The sequence below is a fragment of the Amycolatopsis nivea genome, assembly GCF_004522235.1.
GTDB lineage: Bacteria > Actinomycetota > Actinomycetes > Mycobacteriales > Pseudonocardiaceae > Amycolatopsis > Amycolatopsis nivea.
Map to the genome: position 1 here is coordinate 170,798 of NZ_SDLT01000011.1, position 16,481 is coordinate 187,278.

General features: G+C 68.9%; 15 protein-coding genes. 13 read left to right on the plus strand and 2 right to left on the minus strand.

Going from position 1 to position 16,481, the window contains the following annotated elements; all coding sequences use genetic code 11:
• Window positions 1–176: 176 nt before the first annotated feature.
• The 11 genes from EIZ44_RS16000 to EIZ44_RS16055 all read left to right on the plus strand — a co-directional run bounded on the left by EIZ44_RS16000 (window position 177) and on the right by EIZ44_RS16055 (window position 11,935).
• Window positions 177–1,805: a long-chain fatty acid--CoA ligase gene (locus EIZ44_RS16000; protein WP_134665316.1), complete on the plus strand. Its 1,629-nt coding sequence runs from the start codon at window positions 177–179 to the stop codon at window positions 1,803–1,805.
• Window positions 1,806–1,904: 99 nt separating this feature from the next.
• The gene (locus EIZ44_RS16005; RefSeq protein WP_134665318.1) at window positions 1,905–3,209 is read left to right on the plus strand and encodes an ABC transporter substrate-binding protein; all 1,305 of its coding nucleotides are present in this window, start codon (window positions 1,905–1,907) and stop codon (window positions 3,207–3,209) included.
• Window positions 3,206–4,117, plus strand: a complete 912-nt coding sequence (locus EIZ44_RS16010) for a carbohydrate ABC transporter permease (protein WP_134729390.1) — start codon at window positions 3,206–3,208, stop codon at window positions 4,115–4,117. Before EIZ44_RS16005 ends, EIZ44_RS16010 begins: the two co-directional genes overlap by 4 nt.
• Window positions 4,114–4,932: a carbohydrate ABC transporter permease gene (locus EIZ44_RS16015; protein WP_167754148.1), complete on the plus strand. Its 819-nt coding sequence runs from the start codon at window positions 4,114–4,116 to the stop codon at window positions 4,930–4,932. Before EIZ44_RS16010 ends, EIZ44_RS16015 begins: the two co-directional genes overlap by 4 nt.
• 91 nt (window positions 4,933–5,023) lie before the next feature.
• Window positions 5,024–5,482 (plus strand): DUF4190 domain-containing protein, encoded by a 459-nt coding sequence (locus EIZ44_RS16020; RefSeq protein WP_134729392.1) that lies wholly within the window; start codon window positions 5,024–5,026, stop codon window positions 5,480–5,482.
• A gap of 593 nt (window positions 5,483–6,075) precedes the next feature.
• Window positions 6,076–7,791 (plus strand): TIGR03767 family metallophosphoesterase, encoded by a 1,716-nt coding sequence (locus EIZ44_RS16030; RefSeq protein WP_134729395.1) that lies wholly within the window; start codon window positions 6,076–6,078, stop codon window positions 7,789–7,791.
• Window positions 7,792–7,843: 52 nt separating this feature from the next.
• Complete coding sequence (locus tag EIZ44_RS16035; protein WP_037810973.1) at window positions 7,844–8,245, plus strand: PaaI family thioesterase; 402 nt, start codon at window positions 7,844–7,846, stop codon at window positions 8,243–8,245.
• 74 nt (window positions 8,246–8,319) lie between these two features.
• Window positions 8,320–9,576: a C39 family peptidase gene (locus tag EIZ44_RS16040; RefSeq protein WP_199817516.1), complete on the plus strand. Its 1,257-nt coding sequence runs from the start codon at window positions 8,320–8,322 to the stop codon at window positions 9,574–9,576.
• A gap of 45 nt (window positions 9,577–9,621) precedes the next feature.
• Window positions 9,622–10,128 (plus strand): DinB family protein, encoded by a 507-nt coding sequence (locus EIZ44_RS16045; RefSeq protein ID WP_240691317.1) that lies wholly within the window; start codon window positions 9,622–9,624, stop codon window positions 10,126–10,128.
• A gap of 86 nt (window positions 10,129–10,214) precedes the next feature.
• Window positions 10,215–11,312: an S-(hydroxymethyl)mycothiol dehydrogenase gene (locus EIZ44_RS16050; RefSeq protein ID WP_134729397.1), complete on the plus strand. Its 1,098-nt coding sequence runs from the start codon at window positions 10,215–10,217 to the stop codon at window positions 11,310–11,312.
• Window positions 11,313–11,377: 65 nt separating this feature from the next.
• Window positions 11,378–11,935, plus strand: a complete 558-nt coding sequence (locus tag EIZ44_RS16055) for a hypothetical protein (RefSeq protein ID WP_037810969.1) — start codon at window positions 11,378–11,380, stop codon at window positions 11,933–11,935.
• Here the strand turns inward: EIZ44_RS16055 and EIZ44_RS16060 are convergent.
• Window positions 11,928–12,635, minus strand: a complete 708-nt coding sequence (locus tag EIZ44_RS16060; RefSeq protein WP_134665328.1) for a class I SAM-dependent methyltransferase — start codon at window positions 12,633–12,635, stop codon at window positions 11,928–11,930. The two genes, EIZ44_RS16055 and EIZ44_RS16060, sit on opposite strands and share 8 nt — an antisense overlap.
• Window positions 12,636–12,663: 28 nt before the next feature.
• The gene (locus EIZ44_RS16065; RefSeq protein ID WP_205673163.1) at window positions 12,664–14,274 is read right to left on the minus strand and encodes an FAD-binding oxidoreductase; all 1,611 of its coding nucleotides are present in this window, start codon (window positions 14,272–14,274) and stop codon (window positions 12,664–12,666) included.
• A 16-nt stretch (window positions 14,275–14,290) separates the two neighbouring features.
• Here EIZ44_RS16065 and EIZ44_RS16070 point away from each other — a divergent pair, with 16 nt between their 5' ends.
• Both EIZ44_RS16070 and EIZ44_RS16075 read left to right on the plus strand, forming a co-directional pair.
• Window positions 14,291–14,935: a TetR/AcrR family transcriptional regulator gene (locus EIZ44_RS16070; protein WP_037810967.1), complete on the plus strand. Its 645-nt coding sequence runs from the start codon at window positions 14,291–14,293 to the stop codon at window positions 14,933–14,935.
• The gene (locus EIZ44_RS16075; RefSeq protein WP_134729399.1) at window positions 14,932–16,467 is read left to right on the plus strand and encodes a glycerol-3-phosphate dehydrogenase/oxidase; all 1,536 of its coding nucleotides are present in this window, start codon (window positions 14,932–14,934) and stop codon (window positions 16,465–16,467) included. The genes EIZ44_RS16070 and EIZ44_RS16075 overlap by 4 nt, the downstream gene beginning before the upstream one ends.
• Window positions 16,468–16,481 lie beyond the last annotated feature (14 nt).

The following is a 16,481-nucleotide window of genomic DNA, read 5'->3' on the forward strand; positions in this document are numbered from 1 at the left end:
TTGTCCCGCAACGGGAATCGCGACAGAAGTGGATCATGGAAGCGCGGGGCCGCCACCCGATGGCGGGAGAGGGCCGACAAGCCGTGACCGAACTTGTTCGTGCCCGATCCGGCGGATCCGCATTAGAGTCGGGCGCACCCCAGTTCACCGGCGAACGAGCACCACGGGAGTCACCCATGTTGAGCACGATGCAGGACGGACAGCTGTCGCTCGCGAAGCTGCTGCGCCACGGCACGAAGGTGCACGCGAAGAGCGAAGTCGTCACCTGGACCGGTTCAGAAGCCCGCCGGGAGACCTATGCGGAGCTCGGCAAGCACGCCGCCCGGCTCGCGAACGCGCTGCGCGGTCTCGGCGTCACCGGCGACCAGCGGGTCGGCACGTTCATGTGGAACAACGCCGAGCACCTCGCCGCCTACCTGGCAGTGCCCGCCATGGGCGCGGTGCTGCACACGCTGAACATCCGGCTGTTCCCGGAGCAGCTGGTCTTCGTGGCGAACCACGCGGAAGACCACGTCATCATCGTCGACGGCACGCTCGTGCCGCTGCTGGCGAGCAACCTGCCGGGGATGAAGACGGTCAAGCACGTGATCGTGGCCAACGGCGACGCGTCCGCGCTGACCGCGCCCGAGGGCGTCACCGTGCACTCCTACGACGAGCTGCTGGCCGGGCAGTCCGACGAGTTCGACTGGCCGGAGATCGACGAGCGGGCCGCCGCCGCGATGTGCTACACCTCCGGCACCACGGGCGACCCGAAGGGCGTCGTCTACTCGCACCGGTCGATCTGGCTGCACTCGATGCAGGTCTGCATGACCGACAGCATGCGGCTCGCCCAGGAAGACCTGGCGCTGGCTATCGTGCCGATGTTCCACGCCATGTCGTGGGGCCTGCCGTACGCGGCGATGATGGTCGGTGCCTCGCTGCTGATGCCGGACCGGTTCCTGCAGCCCGCCCCGATCGCCGCGCTGCTGGCCGCGGAGAAGCCGACCTTCGCCGCCGCGGTGCCGACGATCTGGCAGGGCCTGCTCGCGCACCTGGACGCGAACCCGCAGGACATCAGCCACGTGCGAGAGGTGGTCGTCGGCGGATCGGCCGCGCCGCCGTCGCTGATGCACGCCTTCGAAGAGCGCTACAACGTGCCGATCCTGCACGCGTGGGGCATGACCGAGACGTCGCCGCTCGGCAGCGTCGCGCGTCCGCCGGCCAGCGCCACCGGCGAGGAGCGCTGGGCCTACCGCTACACCCAGGGCCGTTTCCCGGCGTCCGTAGCGGCCCGGCTGATCGGCGACGACGGCGAGGAACTGCCGTGGGACAACGAGGCGGTCGGCGAACTGGAGGTGTCCGGTCCGTGGATCGCCGGCGCCTACCACGGCGGATCCGACATCGACCCGGAGAAGTTCCACGACGGCTGGCTGCGCACCGGTGACGTCGGCAAGATCAGCCCGGACGGCTTCCTCACGCTCACCGACCGCGCCAAGGACGTGATCAAGTCCGGCGGCGAGTGGATCTCGTCGGTGGACCTGGAGAACGCGGTGATGGGCCATCCGGCGGTCGCCGAGGCGGCGGTCGTCGGCATCCCGGACGAGAAGTGGGACGAACGCCCGCTGGTCGCCGTCGTGGTCAAGGAGGGCCAGCAGGCCACCGCCGAGGAACTGCGCGAGTACCTGTCGGACAAGGTCGCGAAGTGGCAGCTGCCGGAGAACTGGACGTTCGTGGAGGAGGTGCCCAAGACGAGCGTCGGCAAGTTCGACAAGAAGCGGCTGCGCGCGTCCTACTCCGAGGGAAAGCTCGACATCTCACACCTCTGAGCGGTAAATCTCCGGCGAGTTGTCGGCCTGGGAAGGGCTTCGTGAGGGAATCTGTTGCAGGCAAGGAGCCCTTCCCAGCACGTCGGAGGAGAACTGGGGATGCAGCAGCGGAGCAGGAGGTCGTTCCTGTCGTTGGCGGGAACGGCGGCGGTGGGCGCGGTCGCGGCCGCGTGCGGGTCGAACACCGGGCGTCCGGGGGATCCGCCGCCGTCCACGGCGATGTCGGCGGGAGCCTCGACCCCGTCGCAGGCCCCGAAGGTCACGCTGCAGCAGTGGTACCACGCCTACGGCGAGGACGGCGTGCAGCAAGCCGTCAAGAACTACGCGGCCAGCTATCCGGGCGCGAAGGTCAACGTGGTGTGGAACCCCGGCGACTACGACTCGAAGATCGTCACCGCGCTGCAGAACAGCCCGGTGCCGGACGTTTTCGAGGCGCAGGTGAAGATCGACTGGGTCCGGCAGAACCAGGTGGTGGCGCTCGACGACATCATCGGACCGGTCAAGAACGACTTCAGCCCCGCCGTGCTCGCCGCGCAGACCGTGGAGGGCAAGGTCTACGGCATTCCGCAGGCCACCGACACGCAGGTCCTCTTCTACCGCAAGAGCATGCTGCAGGCCGCAGGCGTGCAGCCGCCGCAGACCGTGGACGAGCTGATCGACGCCGCGAGCAAGCTGTCGAAGGACGGCGTGAAGGGGTTCTTCGCGGGCAATGACGGCGGGGTCGGCACGCTCACCGGGCCGCTCATGTGGTCGGCTGGGCTCGACTACCTGAAGAACAACAACCGCGAGGTCGGCTTCGACGATCCGCGCGCGGCCGCCGCGTTCAGCAAGCTGCACACGTTGAACGCCAACGGTTCCCTGCTGCTCGGCGCGCCCGCCGACTGGTCGGATCCGGGCGCGTTCGTCGACGGGCTCTGCGCGATGCAGTGGACCGGGCTGTGGAACGTCCCGAAGATCCGCGACGCGCTCAACGACGACTTCGGCGTGCTGCCGTTCCCGAAGCTGGACGACAGCGGCAAGCCGTCGGTCCCGGTCGGCGCGTACGGCGCGATGGTCAACGCGAAGAGCGCGCACGTCAACGAGGCCAAGGCGTTCGTGAAGTGGCTGTGGATCGACCAGACCGACAGCCAGCTGGAGTTCGCCACCCGCTACGGCTTCCACGTGCCCGCCCGGCAGAGCCTCATCGACAAAGCGCAGACGCTGCAAAGCGGTCCGGCCGCGGACGTGGTGAAGTTCGTCAAGGAGAACAGCCACCTCATCGGCGGTCCGGTGTGGACGCAGACGTCGAACACCGCGTTGTCGGACGCGGTCGCGAAGATCGCCAAGGAGGGCGCGGACCCGGTGGCGCAGACGAAGGCCGCGGTCACCGTCGCGCAGGCCGAGCTGAAACGCCTGTTCGGATGAAGCTGTCCCGGAAAACCCGGGACACGCTGGCGTTCTGGGGGTTCGTGGGTCCGTTCCTGCTCGGCCTGGCGATCTTCGCCTACGTGCCGATCGGGTGGAGCCTGTACCTGTCGTTCTTCGACGCGCGCAACACGGTCACCCCCAGCGTCTTCGTCGGACTGGACAACTACGCGCACATGCTCTCCGACGGCCCGTTCGTCGCGAGCCTCGGCACGTTCAGCGTCTTCGCCCTGTTCATCGTCCCGCTGACGTTCGTGCTGTCGCTGGCCTTGGCGGTCGGCGTGAACCAGCTGCGGTTCGCGAAGGCGTTCTTCCGTTCGGTGTTCTTCCTGCCGTTCGCGTGTTCGTACGTGGTGGCGTCGCTGATCTGGAAGACGTCGCTGTTCTCCGGCGTCCGCTACGGTCTCGCGAACACCTTGCTCGGCGTCTTCGGCATCGACCCGGTCGCGTGGACCGGCACCGTGCACCCGCCGCTGTACTGGGTCGTGCTGGTGACCGCCCGGCTGTGGCTGCAGCTCGGCTTCTACATGATCCTTTTCCTCGCCGCGCTGCAGCGGATTCCGCAGCATCTGTACGAGGCGGCGTGGCTCGACGGCGCGAAGCCGGGATGGCAGGTTTTCCGGCACATCACGCTGCCGCAGCTGCGCGCGACGTCGGTGGCCGTGCTGCTGCTGAATCTGATCAACGCCTACCAGGCGTTCGACGAGTTCTACAACATCATGGGCGATTCCCGGGGTTATCCGCCGTTCGCGCGGCCGCCGCTGGTGTACCTCTACTACACCTCGCTCGGCTCCGGGGGCCAGGATCTGGGCCGCGGCAGCGCGGGCGCGATCATCCTGGCGCTGCTGATCGCCGTGGTCACCCTCCTCCAGGGCAAGCTCTTCCGGTTCGATCGGAGCGCGACATGATCCGCGCGATGCTTCGCTGGACAGCGCTCACAGTGTCCGCGATCCTCTTTCTGCTGCCGTTCTACCTGTTGCTGCGCAACGGTCTCGCGTCGCGCGCGGAGCTCACCGCGCCGGGTTGGACACTGTGGCCGAAGGAGATCCACTGGGAGAACTTCACGAAGCTGTTCGACCAGCAGGACGTGCCATTCGCGCGCAGCATCGTGAACTCGGTCGTCGTCGCGGTGCTGCAAACCGTGGGCCTGCTGGTGGTGTGCTCGCTCGCCGGCTACGGCCTGGCCCGGGTGCCGTACCGGTACTCGAAGCCGGTTTTCTACGCGGTGCTGGCGACGCTGATGATCCCGACGTCGGTGACGTTCGTGCCGAGTTTCGTGGTGGTGTCGACGCTCGGCTGGCTCTCGGATTTCCGCGGCCTGGTCATCCCTGGCCTGTTCAGCGCGTTCAGCGTTTTCCTGTTCCGGCAGTACTTCCTGGGCTTCCCGAAGGAACTGGAAGACGCCGGCCGCGTCGACGGCCTGTCCCGCTGGGGCGTCTTCCGCAAGATCGTGGTGCCGAACTCGCGGGGCTTCTTCGCCGCGATCGCGGTCATCACCGTGATCGGCAGCTGGAACGCGTTCCTGTGGCCGCTGATCATCGCGCAGTCGCCGGACTCGTGGACGGTGCAGGTCGCCCTGTCCGGGCTGCTGACCGCGCAGAACCCGCAGCTGAACCTGCTGTTCCTGGCCGCGGTGCTGTCGATCGTGCCGATTGTCCTGCTCTTCGCGTTCCTCCAGCGATATCTGGTACGCGGGGTCACCGAATCCGGGTTGAAAGGCTGAAAACCGTCACATCGACCCGCGACCGCGCGTAACGTTTCGCCGTTAGCCGCCGACGACTCACCGTCGCGACAGTCGCAGCAGGAGTGCACCCATGACGGACCCGTATCAGCAGCAGCCTTACCCCGGCCAGGACCCGGCGCAGGGGCATCCCTCCGGACCGGTGCCCGCGCCGGGGTATCCGGCCACGCCTGGATACGGTCAGGCGCCGGTGCCCTACGGGGCGCCGATGTACGGGACGCCGTACGCGGCTCCGTATCCCGGGGTCACGCCGTTGAAGACCAGCGGGCTCGCGATCGCCGGGATGGTGGTCGGGATCGTCGCGTTGATCTTCTTCTGGGTTCCGTTCTTCGACGTGGTCGCGGCGATTACGGCGATCGGGTTGTCGTGGGCCGGGATGGTGCAGGGCGGGAAGCCTGGGTGGACCGGGCAGGGGATGGGGATCGCCGGGCTGGTGTGCGGGATCTTGGCGGCTATTCCTGCGGTGATCTTTTTGGTTTGGTTCTTTGTGTCGTTGTCCGCGGTGGGGGCTACTTGCGCGTTTTACTGCTGACGGTCGGTGCGGCTCGTCGCCTGGCGGCGACATTGCGCACGGGGGGTTGCGTGGGGCACCCCGAAGCTTGATTGTGATGACGGTCTGACCGCATTTTGGCTTCGTATCGGGGTGCGGGGGTGGTGTGGGTGCACTTCGAGTTGGGTGCATCGGCGGCGGTTTCGTTCGTGGTGGGGCTTGCGCCCCAATGTGGCGTTGGGTGCATCTGACGCACCCAATGTGACGTTCGGTGTGTGGGACGCAACCAATGCCGCATTGGGGCGCATCCCGGGCGGCGGCGGGGCGAGCCGAGGGCCGTGAAGGGCCCCTTCAGGGAATCTAAGTCCCCCAAGGAGCCCCTCACGGACTGCCGGGCGTGGGTCGTGAGGGGAACCCTGGGGGAATCAGCGGCTGTGAGGGTGGCCCTCACGTACGACTGCCGCCGTCATCTCGCCCTCCGTTCGGCGGTAGTGGCATGCCTCTCGGATGTGACAGAGTCTCCCGCATTGTCACGGCAAATGTGAGAGACCTTCGCGTTCTGCTTCGGCTTAGTTCACCGGCCCGTCATGGGCGTCCGGGAGCGTCGAGGGGCGGCGAGACGGGGAGTGCAAAACATGGCGGAACTGACCAGGCGGGCGTTCACCACCGCGGGGGCGGCTGGGGTGGGGTTGTTGCTGTGCACTCCCACGGCCAACGCGCTGGATCGGGCGTTGAGGCGGACTGCGCAGCGGGCCGTGCGGACTGTGGGGACCACGCTTGACCAGGCTGCTTCCGGGGCGTCCACTGGGTACTCGCGGTTGTCCGCCGGGCCTGGGTGGCCGGTTGCGGTCCGGGCGGATCTCGTAGCGGGCAAGGCCGGGCGCGACGATCGGCGGACTGCGCTCGGGGCGTTCGTGCAGTTCACTGACCTGCATATCACCGACACCGAATCGCCTGCTCGGTTCGAGTATCTGCACCCGTTCATCGGGTCCGCGCATCGGCCGCAGGAAACGCTGGGGACCGTCGCGACCAGTGCGCTCGTCAAGCGGGTCAACAGCCTTCGCGCGGGGCCGTTCACCGGGCGGCAGTTCGACTTCGTCATGACTACCGGCGACAACACCGACAACCACGAGCTGCTTGAGCTCGACTGGTTCCTCACCACGCTCAACGGCGGCGCGATCACGCCCAACTCTGGCGATCCGAACCGTTACGAGGGGGTTCAGGCGTCGGGCAATCCGGAGTTCTGGAATCCGGGCACGCGGCTTGCCGACGACTACACCAAGAAGGGCTTTCCCCAGGTCCCCGGGCTGCTCGAAGCCGGAATCGCGCCGTTCACCGCGCCTGGGTTGAGCCTGCCCTGGTACTGCACGTTCGGCAATCACGACGACAGCGTCGTCGGCACGTTGCCGGAGGGCATCCCGGGCATCGAGGGCTGGTACACCGGCAAATACAAGGTCATCGGCAAGGACGAGAGCAGCGCGCGCAAGCTCGGCACCGCCATCCAACAAGGCAAGAGTGTGCCGCTCGGCGAGTTGTTCGGCGGCGGCACCATTCGCGAGGTCACGCCGGATGCGCGGCGGCGTCCGTTCAGCACTTCGGAGTTCGTCAAGGCGCATCTGGCCGCGAAGAACACTGGACCCGGGCCGGTCGGGCACGGCTTTACCGACGCCAACTCCGACGGGCGGAACGTCTACTACACCTTCCGGATCGCGCCCGGCGTCACCGGGATCAGCCTCGACACCACCACGCAGGGCGGGTTCGCCGACGGTTCGATCGGGCTCGCGCAGTTCAACTGGGTCGAGGCGACGCTCAAGCGCAACAGCTCGACGTACTACGACTTCTTCGGCCGCAAGGTCACCCACTCCGTCACCGACGAGCTGTTCGTCCTCTTCAGCCACCACACCAGCGGCACCATGGGCAACCTCCTGCCCGACGCCCGCCACTTGCTCGACCCGCGGCTGGGCGGCGACACGTTCGTCGCGATGCTGCAGCGCTTCCCGAACGTCGTGGCGTGGGTCAACGGGCACACCCACCTCAACAAGATCACCCCGCACGTCGGCAAAACTCGGGCGCAGAGCTTCTGGGAGATCAACACCGCCAGCCACATCGACTTCCCGCAGCACGCGCGGATCATCGAACTGGCCGACAACCACGACGGCACGCTGTCGGTGTTCACCACGCTCATCGAGGCCGACGCCCCGTACGCCGTGGACTACTCCGCCCGAACCCCCGACGCGCTCGCCTCGATGTACCGCGAGTTCTCCTACAACGACATCCACGCGAACCTCAGCCACGTCGGCGACGCGGGGGACCGCAACACCGAGCTGCTGCTGACTAACCCGCTCAGCTGATTACCTTCGAGGTAATCGACGCCACGCGCCCGGCTGCGGTTGACTGCTCGGCATGACCGACGTCGAAGGCACGCAGCTGTTCCACCAAACGATGCCGTTCAGCGAGCGGCTCGGCATCGAGGTGCTGGAGCACGGCCCGGACCTGGTCCGCAGCCGGCTCGCGTGGGACGAATCGCTGTGCACGCTCGGCGGCGTGCTGCACGGCGGGGCGCTGATGGCGCTGGCCGATTCGACCGGCGCCGTCTGCGCGTTCCTCAATCTTCCCGAGGGCGCGCAGGGCACGACGACGCTGGAGTCCAAGACGAACTTCCTGCGCGGCGTCCGTTCGGGGTACGCCACCGCGTCGTCCAGACCACTGCACGCCGGACGCCGCGTCGTGGTCGTCGAGACCGAAATCCGCGACGACGACGGCAAGCTCGCCGCGAAAATCACCCAGACGCAAGCAGTGTTGTAGCGGCGGCTCTTTACTTACCCGCTCCGGAAGGCGAAAATCTTTGGCTACCACTGGGGTCTGGGGACGGAGCCGGAATGCGGGTTCGCGGGTTGGTCACGTTACTGTCCATCGTCATGCTCACGGCTGGTGCGGCACAGGCCGCCGCGGAACCGCGGCACGCGCGTAACGACGAGGCCATCGACTACCACGAATGGTCGTCCGGCTCGTTCTTCGCGGGCAGGCTCGACGGGCTCGGCTTCGGCTACGGCGGGCTGCGGATCACGCATCCGGCCGGCAGCGTCGCGCACACCGAACCGGGGCTCGGCACCACGCGCACCTACGACTACGGCACCTGGACGTCGCCGAAGTACCGCCAGGGCTTCGACGCGACGCAGCTGATCGCGTCGTGGAACGCGCGCACCCCGGCCAAGACATGGCTCGAGGTGCAGGCCCGCGGCCGGACTTCCGCCGGGGCCGAGACCACTTGGTACACGATGGGCCGCTGGGCCAGCGGGGACGCGGACATCCACCGCACCAGCGTCGACGGGCAGAGCGACGACAATGCCTCGGTCGACGTCGACACGCTCGCCACGAAGGCAGGCGTCACGCTGCGCTCGTACCAGCTGCGCGTGACGCTCTACCGCGAGCAGGGTTCGCCGACCACGCCGACCCTGTCCTCGCTCGGCGCGATGACCTCGAACGTTCCGGACCGGTTCGACGTACAGACCACCAAGCCCGGCCGGGCGCGCGGGATCGAGCTGAAGGTGCCGCCGTTCGCCCAGAACATCCACAAAGGACAGTTCCCGCAGTACGGCGGCGGCGGGGAAGCCTGGTGCAGCCCGACCTCGACCGAGATGGTCGCCGAGTACTGGGGCCGCAAGCCGACCGAGCAGCAGATGGACTGGATCCCGGCGGACTACCAGGACCGTTCGGTCGTCTACGCCGCGCGCGGCACCTACGACTACGCGTACGACGGCACCGGCAACTGGCCGTTCAACACCGCGTACGCCGCTTCGCTCGGACTGCGCGGGCACATCACGCGACTGCACGACCTCAACGAACTCGAGGACTACATCGCGCGCGGCATCCCGGTGATCACCTCGCAGTCGTTCCTGGCCAGCGAACTCGACGGCGCGGGCTACGGCACGGCCGGCCACCTGATGGTCGTCGTCGGCTTCACCCAGGCGGGCGACGTGATCGCGAACGACCCGGCGTCCAGCTCGGACGGCCGCGTGCGCACGGTGTACAAGCGGGACCAGTTCGAGAAGATCTGGCAGCGCACGAAGCGGCACACCGAAAGCGGCGCGGTGGCCGGCGGTCCGGGCGGCGTGGTTTACCTCATCACGCCGTGATTATTGGCTGGTTCGCCCGGCCGCCGCGGGGCTAAGGTGCCGTCCGTGACCGAGCCTCCGGACAGTCTGTCGGACCCCCGCGAGCTGCTGCTCGCTTACCTCGACTACTACCGCGACACGCTGCTGCGCAAGCTGGACGGCCTGTCCGACGACGAGTTGCGCACCAGCAGGCTGCCGTCGGGCTGGACCCCGCTCGAGCTGCTCAAGCACCTCGCGTTCGTGGAGCGCCGGTGGCTGCGCTGGGGATTCCTGGGCGAGCACATCGATCCGGTCTGGGGAGAGAACGACCCCGAGACCGGGAAGTGGTCGGTCGGCGCGGAGGAATCGGCGGACCAGATCCGGACGCTCTTCCTGGACGCGTGCGCGGACTCCCGGGCGATCGTGTCCGGTGCGCAGCTCCAGGACATCGCCCGCGGCAGCGGTCGCTTCGATTCGCCGGAGCGGCCCCCGGCATTGAGCTGGATCCTCTTCCACGTGCTGCAGGAGTACGCGCGGCATGTGGGGCAGTTGGATGTGGTCCGCGAGCTTGCCGACGGTGCGACCGGCGAATAGCGGAACCGATCCGGGCTATGGCGATATGCGCATGATCCGTGATTAGCTGCGCTCGAGAACGCCGTCGCGGGTGAAAGGTTGTGCGCATGCCGTACGAGGTCCAGGGAGTGGTGTCGCGGGCCAAAGGTGAGCCGGTCACGCGCGAGACAGTGGTGGTGCCGGATCCCGGACCGGGCGAGGCGGTCGTCTCGGTGCAGGCGTGCGGGGTGTGCCACACCGACCTGCACTATCGCGAGGGCGGGATCAACGACGAGTTCCCGTTCCTGCTCGGGCACGAGGCCGCGGGGCGGGTCGACAAGGTCGGCGCGGGCGTCACCGATCTCGCGCCCGGCGACTACGTGATCCTCAACTGGCGCGCGGTCTGCGGCACCTGCCGGGCCTGCAAACGCGGCAAGCCCTGGTACTGCTTCTCGACTTTCAACGCCGAGCGGCCGATGACCCTCACCGACGGCACGAAGCTGTCCCCCGCGCTGGGCGTCGGCGCGTTCCTCGGGAAGACGCTCGTCCACAGTGGACAGTGCACCAAGGTCGACGAGCGGGCCGAACCCGCCGTCGCCGGGTTGCTGGGCTGCGGCGTGATGGCCGGCCTCGGTGCGGCGATCAACACCGGCTCGGTCGGGCGCGGCGATTCGGTCGCGGTGATCGGCTGCGGCGGCGTCGGCGACGCGGCCATCGCGGGTGCGCAGCTGGCTGGCGCGACCACGATCGTCGCGATCGACACCGACGACCGGAAACTCCAGTGGGCCAAGGACTTCGGGGCCACGCACACGGTCAACAGCCGCGGCCTGAGCGAGGAGGACGTGGTCGCCGCGATGCAGGACGCGACGAACTCGTTCGGCCCGGACGTCGTGATCGACGCGGTCGGCCGCCCGGAGACCTGGCGGCAGGCGTTCTACGGCCGCGACCTCGCCGGCACCGTCGTGCTGGTCGGCGTGCCCACGCCGGACATGAAGCTCAACGACCTGCCGCTGATCGACTTCTTCTCGCGCGGCGGTTCGCTGAAGTCGTCGTGGTACGGCGACTGCCTGCCGTCGCGGGACTTCCCGATGCTGGTCGACCTGTACCTGCAGGGCAGGCTGCCGCTGGACAAGTTCGTCACGGAGCGGATCGGCGTCGACGGCGTGGAGCAGGCTTTCGAGCGTATGCACCACGGCGACGTGCTGCGCAGCGTGGTGGAGTTCTGATCCTTTTCGCCGACGCGGACTATCCGGCCGACCCGTACCCGGGAACCCGGCCGGATTGTTCGTTCGTGCACCTCGACGGTGCCGGCCACGCCCTGGACACCGCGCCGCCGGGGTGGCGTTCGCGCACGCCGGTGCTCGCGTACGGGTCGAACGCGTGCCCGTCGAAGATCACCTGGTTGCGCAGCCAGCTCGGTCTGACCGGACCGGTCGTCGCGGCGCGCGTGCAGTGCACCGGGCTCGCCGCGGTGTGGGCCGCCGGGCTGCGGCAACGCGACGGCCAGCGCCCGGCAACGCTCACCGCGCTGCCGGGCGTGACGGAGGACCACTTCGTCTGGTTCGCGACGCCGGAGCAGCTGGCGGTGCTGGACGTCTGCGAGGGCCGCGGCAATCGGTACGACCTGGCGATGCTGGACCACGCAGACATCCGGCTGGACGGCGTGCTGCTTTCCGGTGTGCACGCTTACGTCGGTGCCTCGCCGATCCGGTTTCCGTTGCTGGTCAACGGATCCCCAGTTCGCGTCGCCGACGTCGCCCAGGCGGACGCGGCCTCGCTCATCGGCGAACCGGCGGCCGGACACGGTCTCGCCTGCACCGTCCTGCCGCCGGAGCGCACCTTCAGCTGACCCGCGGAATCGCGCGCACGGTGAGGAAGCCGAGCGGTTCCCGGGCGAGCCGGGCGTGGCGCTCCGGATCGACCAAGGCAGCCTCGTCGGACGGACGTCCCTCGCGCAGCTGCTCGATCAGGAACCCGGCCTCGCGCAATTCCTCGCAGGTGCGTTCCAGCGGAGCCAGCCAGTACCGCACCTTCCAGCCGCGGCTCCAGACCTCCTCGATCACCCGGACGTCGAAGTAGTTGCCGCCGTGCCGGAGCCAGTCGCCGGTCGGATGCTGCCTCGACAGCACCAGCGCGCCGCCCGGCCGCAGCACCCGGCGGAACTCGCGCAGCGCGCCGACCCGGTCGTCCACGTACTCCAGCGCGAGGGCGAAGAGCACCTGGTCCACCGACGCGTCCGGCAGCCAGCTCAGCGGTTCGGCCAGGTCCTGAACGCGGAACTCGCCCGCCGGCACGCGCTCGCGGCTCAGCTCGACCATGCGCGGGCTGAGGTCGAAGCCGGTCACTCGTGCGCCGCGGGCGGTCAGTTCTTCGGCGTAGAGACCGGGACCGCACGCGGCGTCGAGGACGTGCTGCCCGGCGACGTCGCCCAGTAATTCGAGGCAGGCCGGACGGTCGTAGTGCGCGTTGTAGAACCCGTTCTGCGCGTGGTCGAGGAATTCGTCGGCGAACACTTCGTATTGCGGAAAGGAACCCACTGCATCGCTCACCCGCGCCAGTCTGCCCGCGCGGGCGCGTTCAGCCGAGCAGTTTTCCGGGGTTCAGGATCCCGGTCGGGTCCACCGCGGACTTGGCCGCGCGCAGCACGTCCAGCCCGATCCGGCCGATCTCCGCCTCCAGGTACGGCGCGTGGTCGACCCCGACCGCGTGGTGGTGGCTGATCGTCCCGATGCCGGTGATCGCCTCGCACGCCGCTGCTTTCGCGCGCTGCCACTGTCCGACCGGATCGGTGTCGTCGCGCGAGGTCAGCACGGTGAAGTACAGCGACGCACCGGTTTCGTAAGCGTGCGAAACGTGGCACATCACGATCGCCCGGCCCAGCGAGGCCACCAATGCCGCGCGCACCGCGTCGTGCAGTTCGTCCAAATTGGACCAATACGCCGCGGTCTCGAGGGTTTCCACGCACACGCCGAGATCGAGCAACGCGTCGCGCTGCCGAGGGCCGTTGAACCGGCCGTGCCGCCAGGATTCGCCGAGCACCTTGCCGATCCGCACGGCACCGGAACACTTCAGCATGGCTGACGTCCGGCGGCGACGCCGAGCGACGTCGCCTTCCCAGCCGACGATCAGCAGGCACGGGTTCTTGATCCCGCGCGCCGCCAGGTACGTCTTCAGCGCCGTGGTCTTCAGCCCGGCGTTGAGCGAGAACGACACGTTCGTCTCGTCCACATCGGACAGCCGGGTGACGTCCGCCAGCGCGTGGTCCTGCGCGAGCTTCCGCACCGCCGCCGCTCCGGCCTCCCAGCCGTCGACGATCCAGCCCTCGTAATGCCGCTGCTCGGGCAACGGCCGGACCCGCAGCGCGACCTCGGTGATCACGCCGAGCGTGCCCTCGCTGCCGACCGCGAGCTGCCGCAGATCCGGTCCGGCCGCGGACGCCGGCGCGACGCCGAGCCGCCACTCGCCCTTCGGCGTGGCCAGCCGGACCCCGGCGACCATGTCCTCGAACCGGCCGAAACCGGACGACGCCTGCCCGGCCGAACGCGTGGCCGCGAAGCCGCCGATGGTCGCGCGCTCGAACGACTGCGGCACGTGGCCGAGCGTGTACCCGTGCGCCGCGAGCAGCCGCTCCGCCTCCGGGCCGCGCACGCCGGCCTGCAGCACCGCGATCCGCGACACCGGGTCCACCGACACCAGCTCGTCTAGCCGCACCAAGTCCAGGACCACCACCGCGGCCTTGTCGCCGCGCAGCGCCGCGACCCCGCCGACCACCGACGTGCCGCCGCCGAACGGGACCACGCCGATGTCGTGCCGCACGCAGATGTCCAGCACGGCCTGCACCTGGTCCGGGTCCGCGGGCAGCAGCACCGCGTCCGGCACCGGCACCTCGTCGCCTGCCCGCGCGTGCAGCAGGTCCAGATAGGACAGACCACCGGTGCGGCCGAGCCGCTCCTGAGGATCGACCAGCACGTGGTCCGCGCCGAGAAGTTCCTCGAACTCGGTACGGACGGGCACAGTCAGCGCGGAGTCCGCGACTGGCCGCGGAGCGCTGGTTTTCTCTCCTCGATCCGGGCCGACCTGGCCGATACGCTGGCCAAGCCACCGGACGGCGCGGTCGGGCAGACCGGCCGAGGCCGCGCCTTGTTCGGTCCACGAACGCCGGATGCGGTGGTTGATGAGATCGCTCACGACTACAGTGTGACACATGGACGTCAAACGTCACTCCCGCCCGGGAGCGGCCCCCTCCGCGCTCGCGGACGCCCGCAGCCGCCCGACCTCGGCTCGCGTCGCCGACGACGAGCTCCTCGACGCCGCGCGCCAGTGCGTGCTCGCGGTCGGCGTCCGGCGCACCACGCTGGCCGAAATCGCCCGAACCGCACAGGTCAGCCGCATGACGGTGTACCGGCGGTTCCCCGATGTCCGCAGTGTCCTCGCCGCGCTGATGACGCGCGAGTTCAGCGGCCTGCTGCAACGGGTGACCGAGACCGGCGACCAGACCGCGCACGCTCGCGACCGCATCGTGCACCTGGCGGCGGCGAGCGTCGGCGCGCTGTCTGCCGATCCGCTGTTCCGGACACTGCTGGACGTCGATGCCGAGCTGGTGCTGCCGTACATCGTCGAGCGGCTCGGAGCGACTCAGCACTTCGCCGAGCACGTGCTCCGAAGCCTGCTCGAAGAAGGGCACCGAGACGGCTCGGTGCGCGTCGCCGGGGTCGCCGCGCAGGCGCGATCGGTGCTGCTGGTCGTGCAGTCGTTCGCGTTCTCGCTGCGCCCGGCCACCGCCGACGTCGACGAGGCCGCGCTGCTCGCCGAATTCCGGCATCTGGTCGAATCGGGGTTGAAACCATGAGCACCGGATCCCTCAACGCGCGCCGCCGCGAACGCGAACTGTCCCGGCTGGTCGACGGCGAACGCGTCGACATCCTGGTGGTCGGCGGCGGGGTCACCGGCGCGGGCATCGCACTCGACGCGGCCGCGCGGGGGCTCTCCGTCGCGCTGGTGGAAGCGCACGACCTCGCGTTCGGCACGTCACGCTGGTCCAGCAAACTCGTGCACGGCGGATTGCGGTACCTCGCGAAGGGCGAACTCGGGCTTGCCCACGAGAGCGCCGTGGAGCGCGGGATCCTCATGACGCGCACCGCGCCGCACCTCACGCGCGCGATGCCGCAGCTCTTTCCGCTCTATCCCGGCACTTCCGCTGCGCAGCAGGCGTTAATCGCCGCCGGTCTCCGGGCAGGCGACGGGCTGCGGCGGGCCGCGCGTACCCCGTCGTCCGTGCTGCCCGGGCCGCGCCGGATCCCCGCTGCCGAGGCTCTGGCCCTGTCCCCCGGCCTCGCCCCCGGTGGCCTTCGCGGCGCCCTGCTGGCGTACGACGGCGCATTGGTTGACGACGCGCGCCTCGTGGTCAACATCGCCCGTACCGCGGCGTTGCTCGGCGCTCGGATTCTCCCGCGCTTGTCGGCGGTTTCCTTGTCTGGCAACGAGGCTCAGGTAAGTGACGGCACTTCGTCGTACACGCTGCGCGCGCGGCAGGTCATCAACGCGACCGGTGTCTGGGCAGACACCCTGACTGACTCTGTGCAGCTACGTCCTTCCCGCGGATCGCACCTGGTGCTCGCGCCGGACACCGTCCGGGTCGGAGCGACGTCGGTCAACATCCCGGTTCCCGGCGAGACCAACCGGTTCGTGTTCCTGCTGCCGCAGCTCGACGGACGGGTCTACTTAGGACTCACCGACGAGCCGGTATCCGGCGGAGTCCCGGACGTGCCGACGGTTCCCGAGTCCGATGTGGACTTCCTGCTGTCGACAGCGTCTTCGGTCCTGGACCGCCCGTTGACCGCTTCCGACGTGATCGGTTCCTACGCCGGATTGCGGCCGCTGGTCTCCGGTTCCGCCGGACGCAGCGCAGATCTCTCGCGGAAACACGCGGTCGTCACCGGTTCCGACGGCGTACTCACCGTTGTCGGCGGGAAGCTGACGACGTACCGACGCATGGCCGAGGACGCTGTCGACGCCGCCTTGACGCACGCCGGATTGCCCGCTGGCCCGTCGCGGACCTCGAAGCTGCCGCTGCTCGGTGCCGCACCGCGCGCGCGACTGTCGCTTGTGGACGCTCCAGCGCGGCTGGTGGCCAAGTACGGCACTGAAGCACCCCGCGTGGCAGCGCTCGGCGAATTGGAGCCGGAATTCGCGGCCCCACTGTGCGCGTCGACGGAAATCACTGCGGCCGAGGTGGTGTGGGCTGTCCGCCATGAGGGCGCGACGACCGTCGAGGATGTCCTCGAACGCCGCACCCGGTTGGCGCTCGTCCCGGCCGACGCTGAAGCCGCTCGTGAGCGGGTGGCGGAACTGGTGGAGAAAACGCTGGCCGGACTGTCCTGAAAACCCCGGACAAC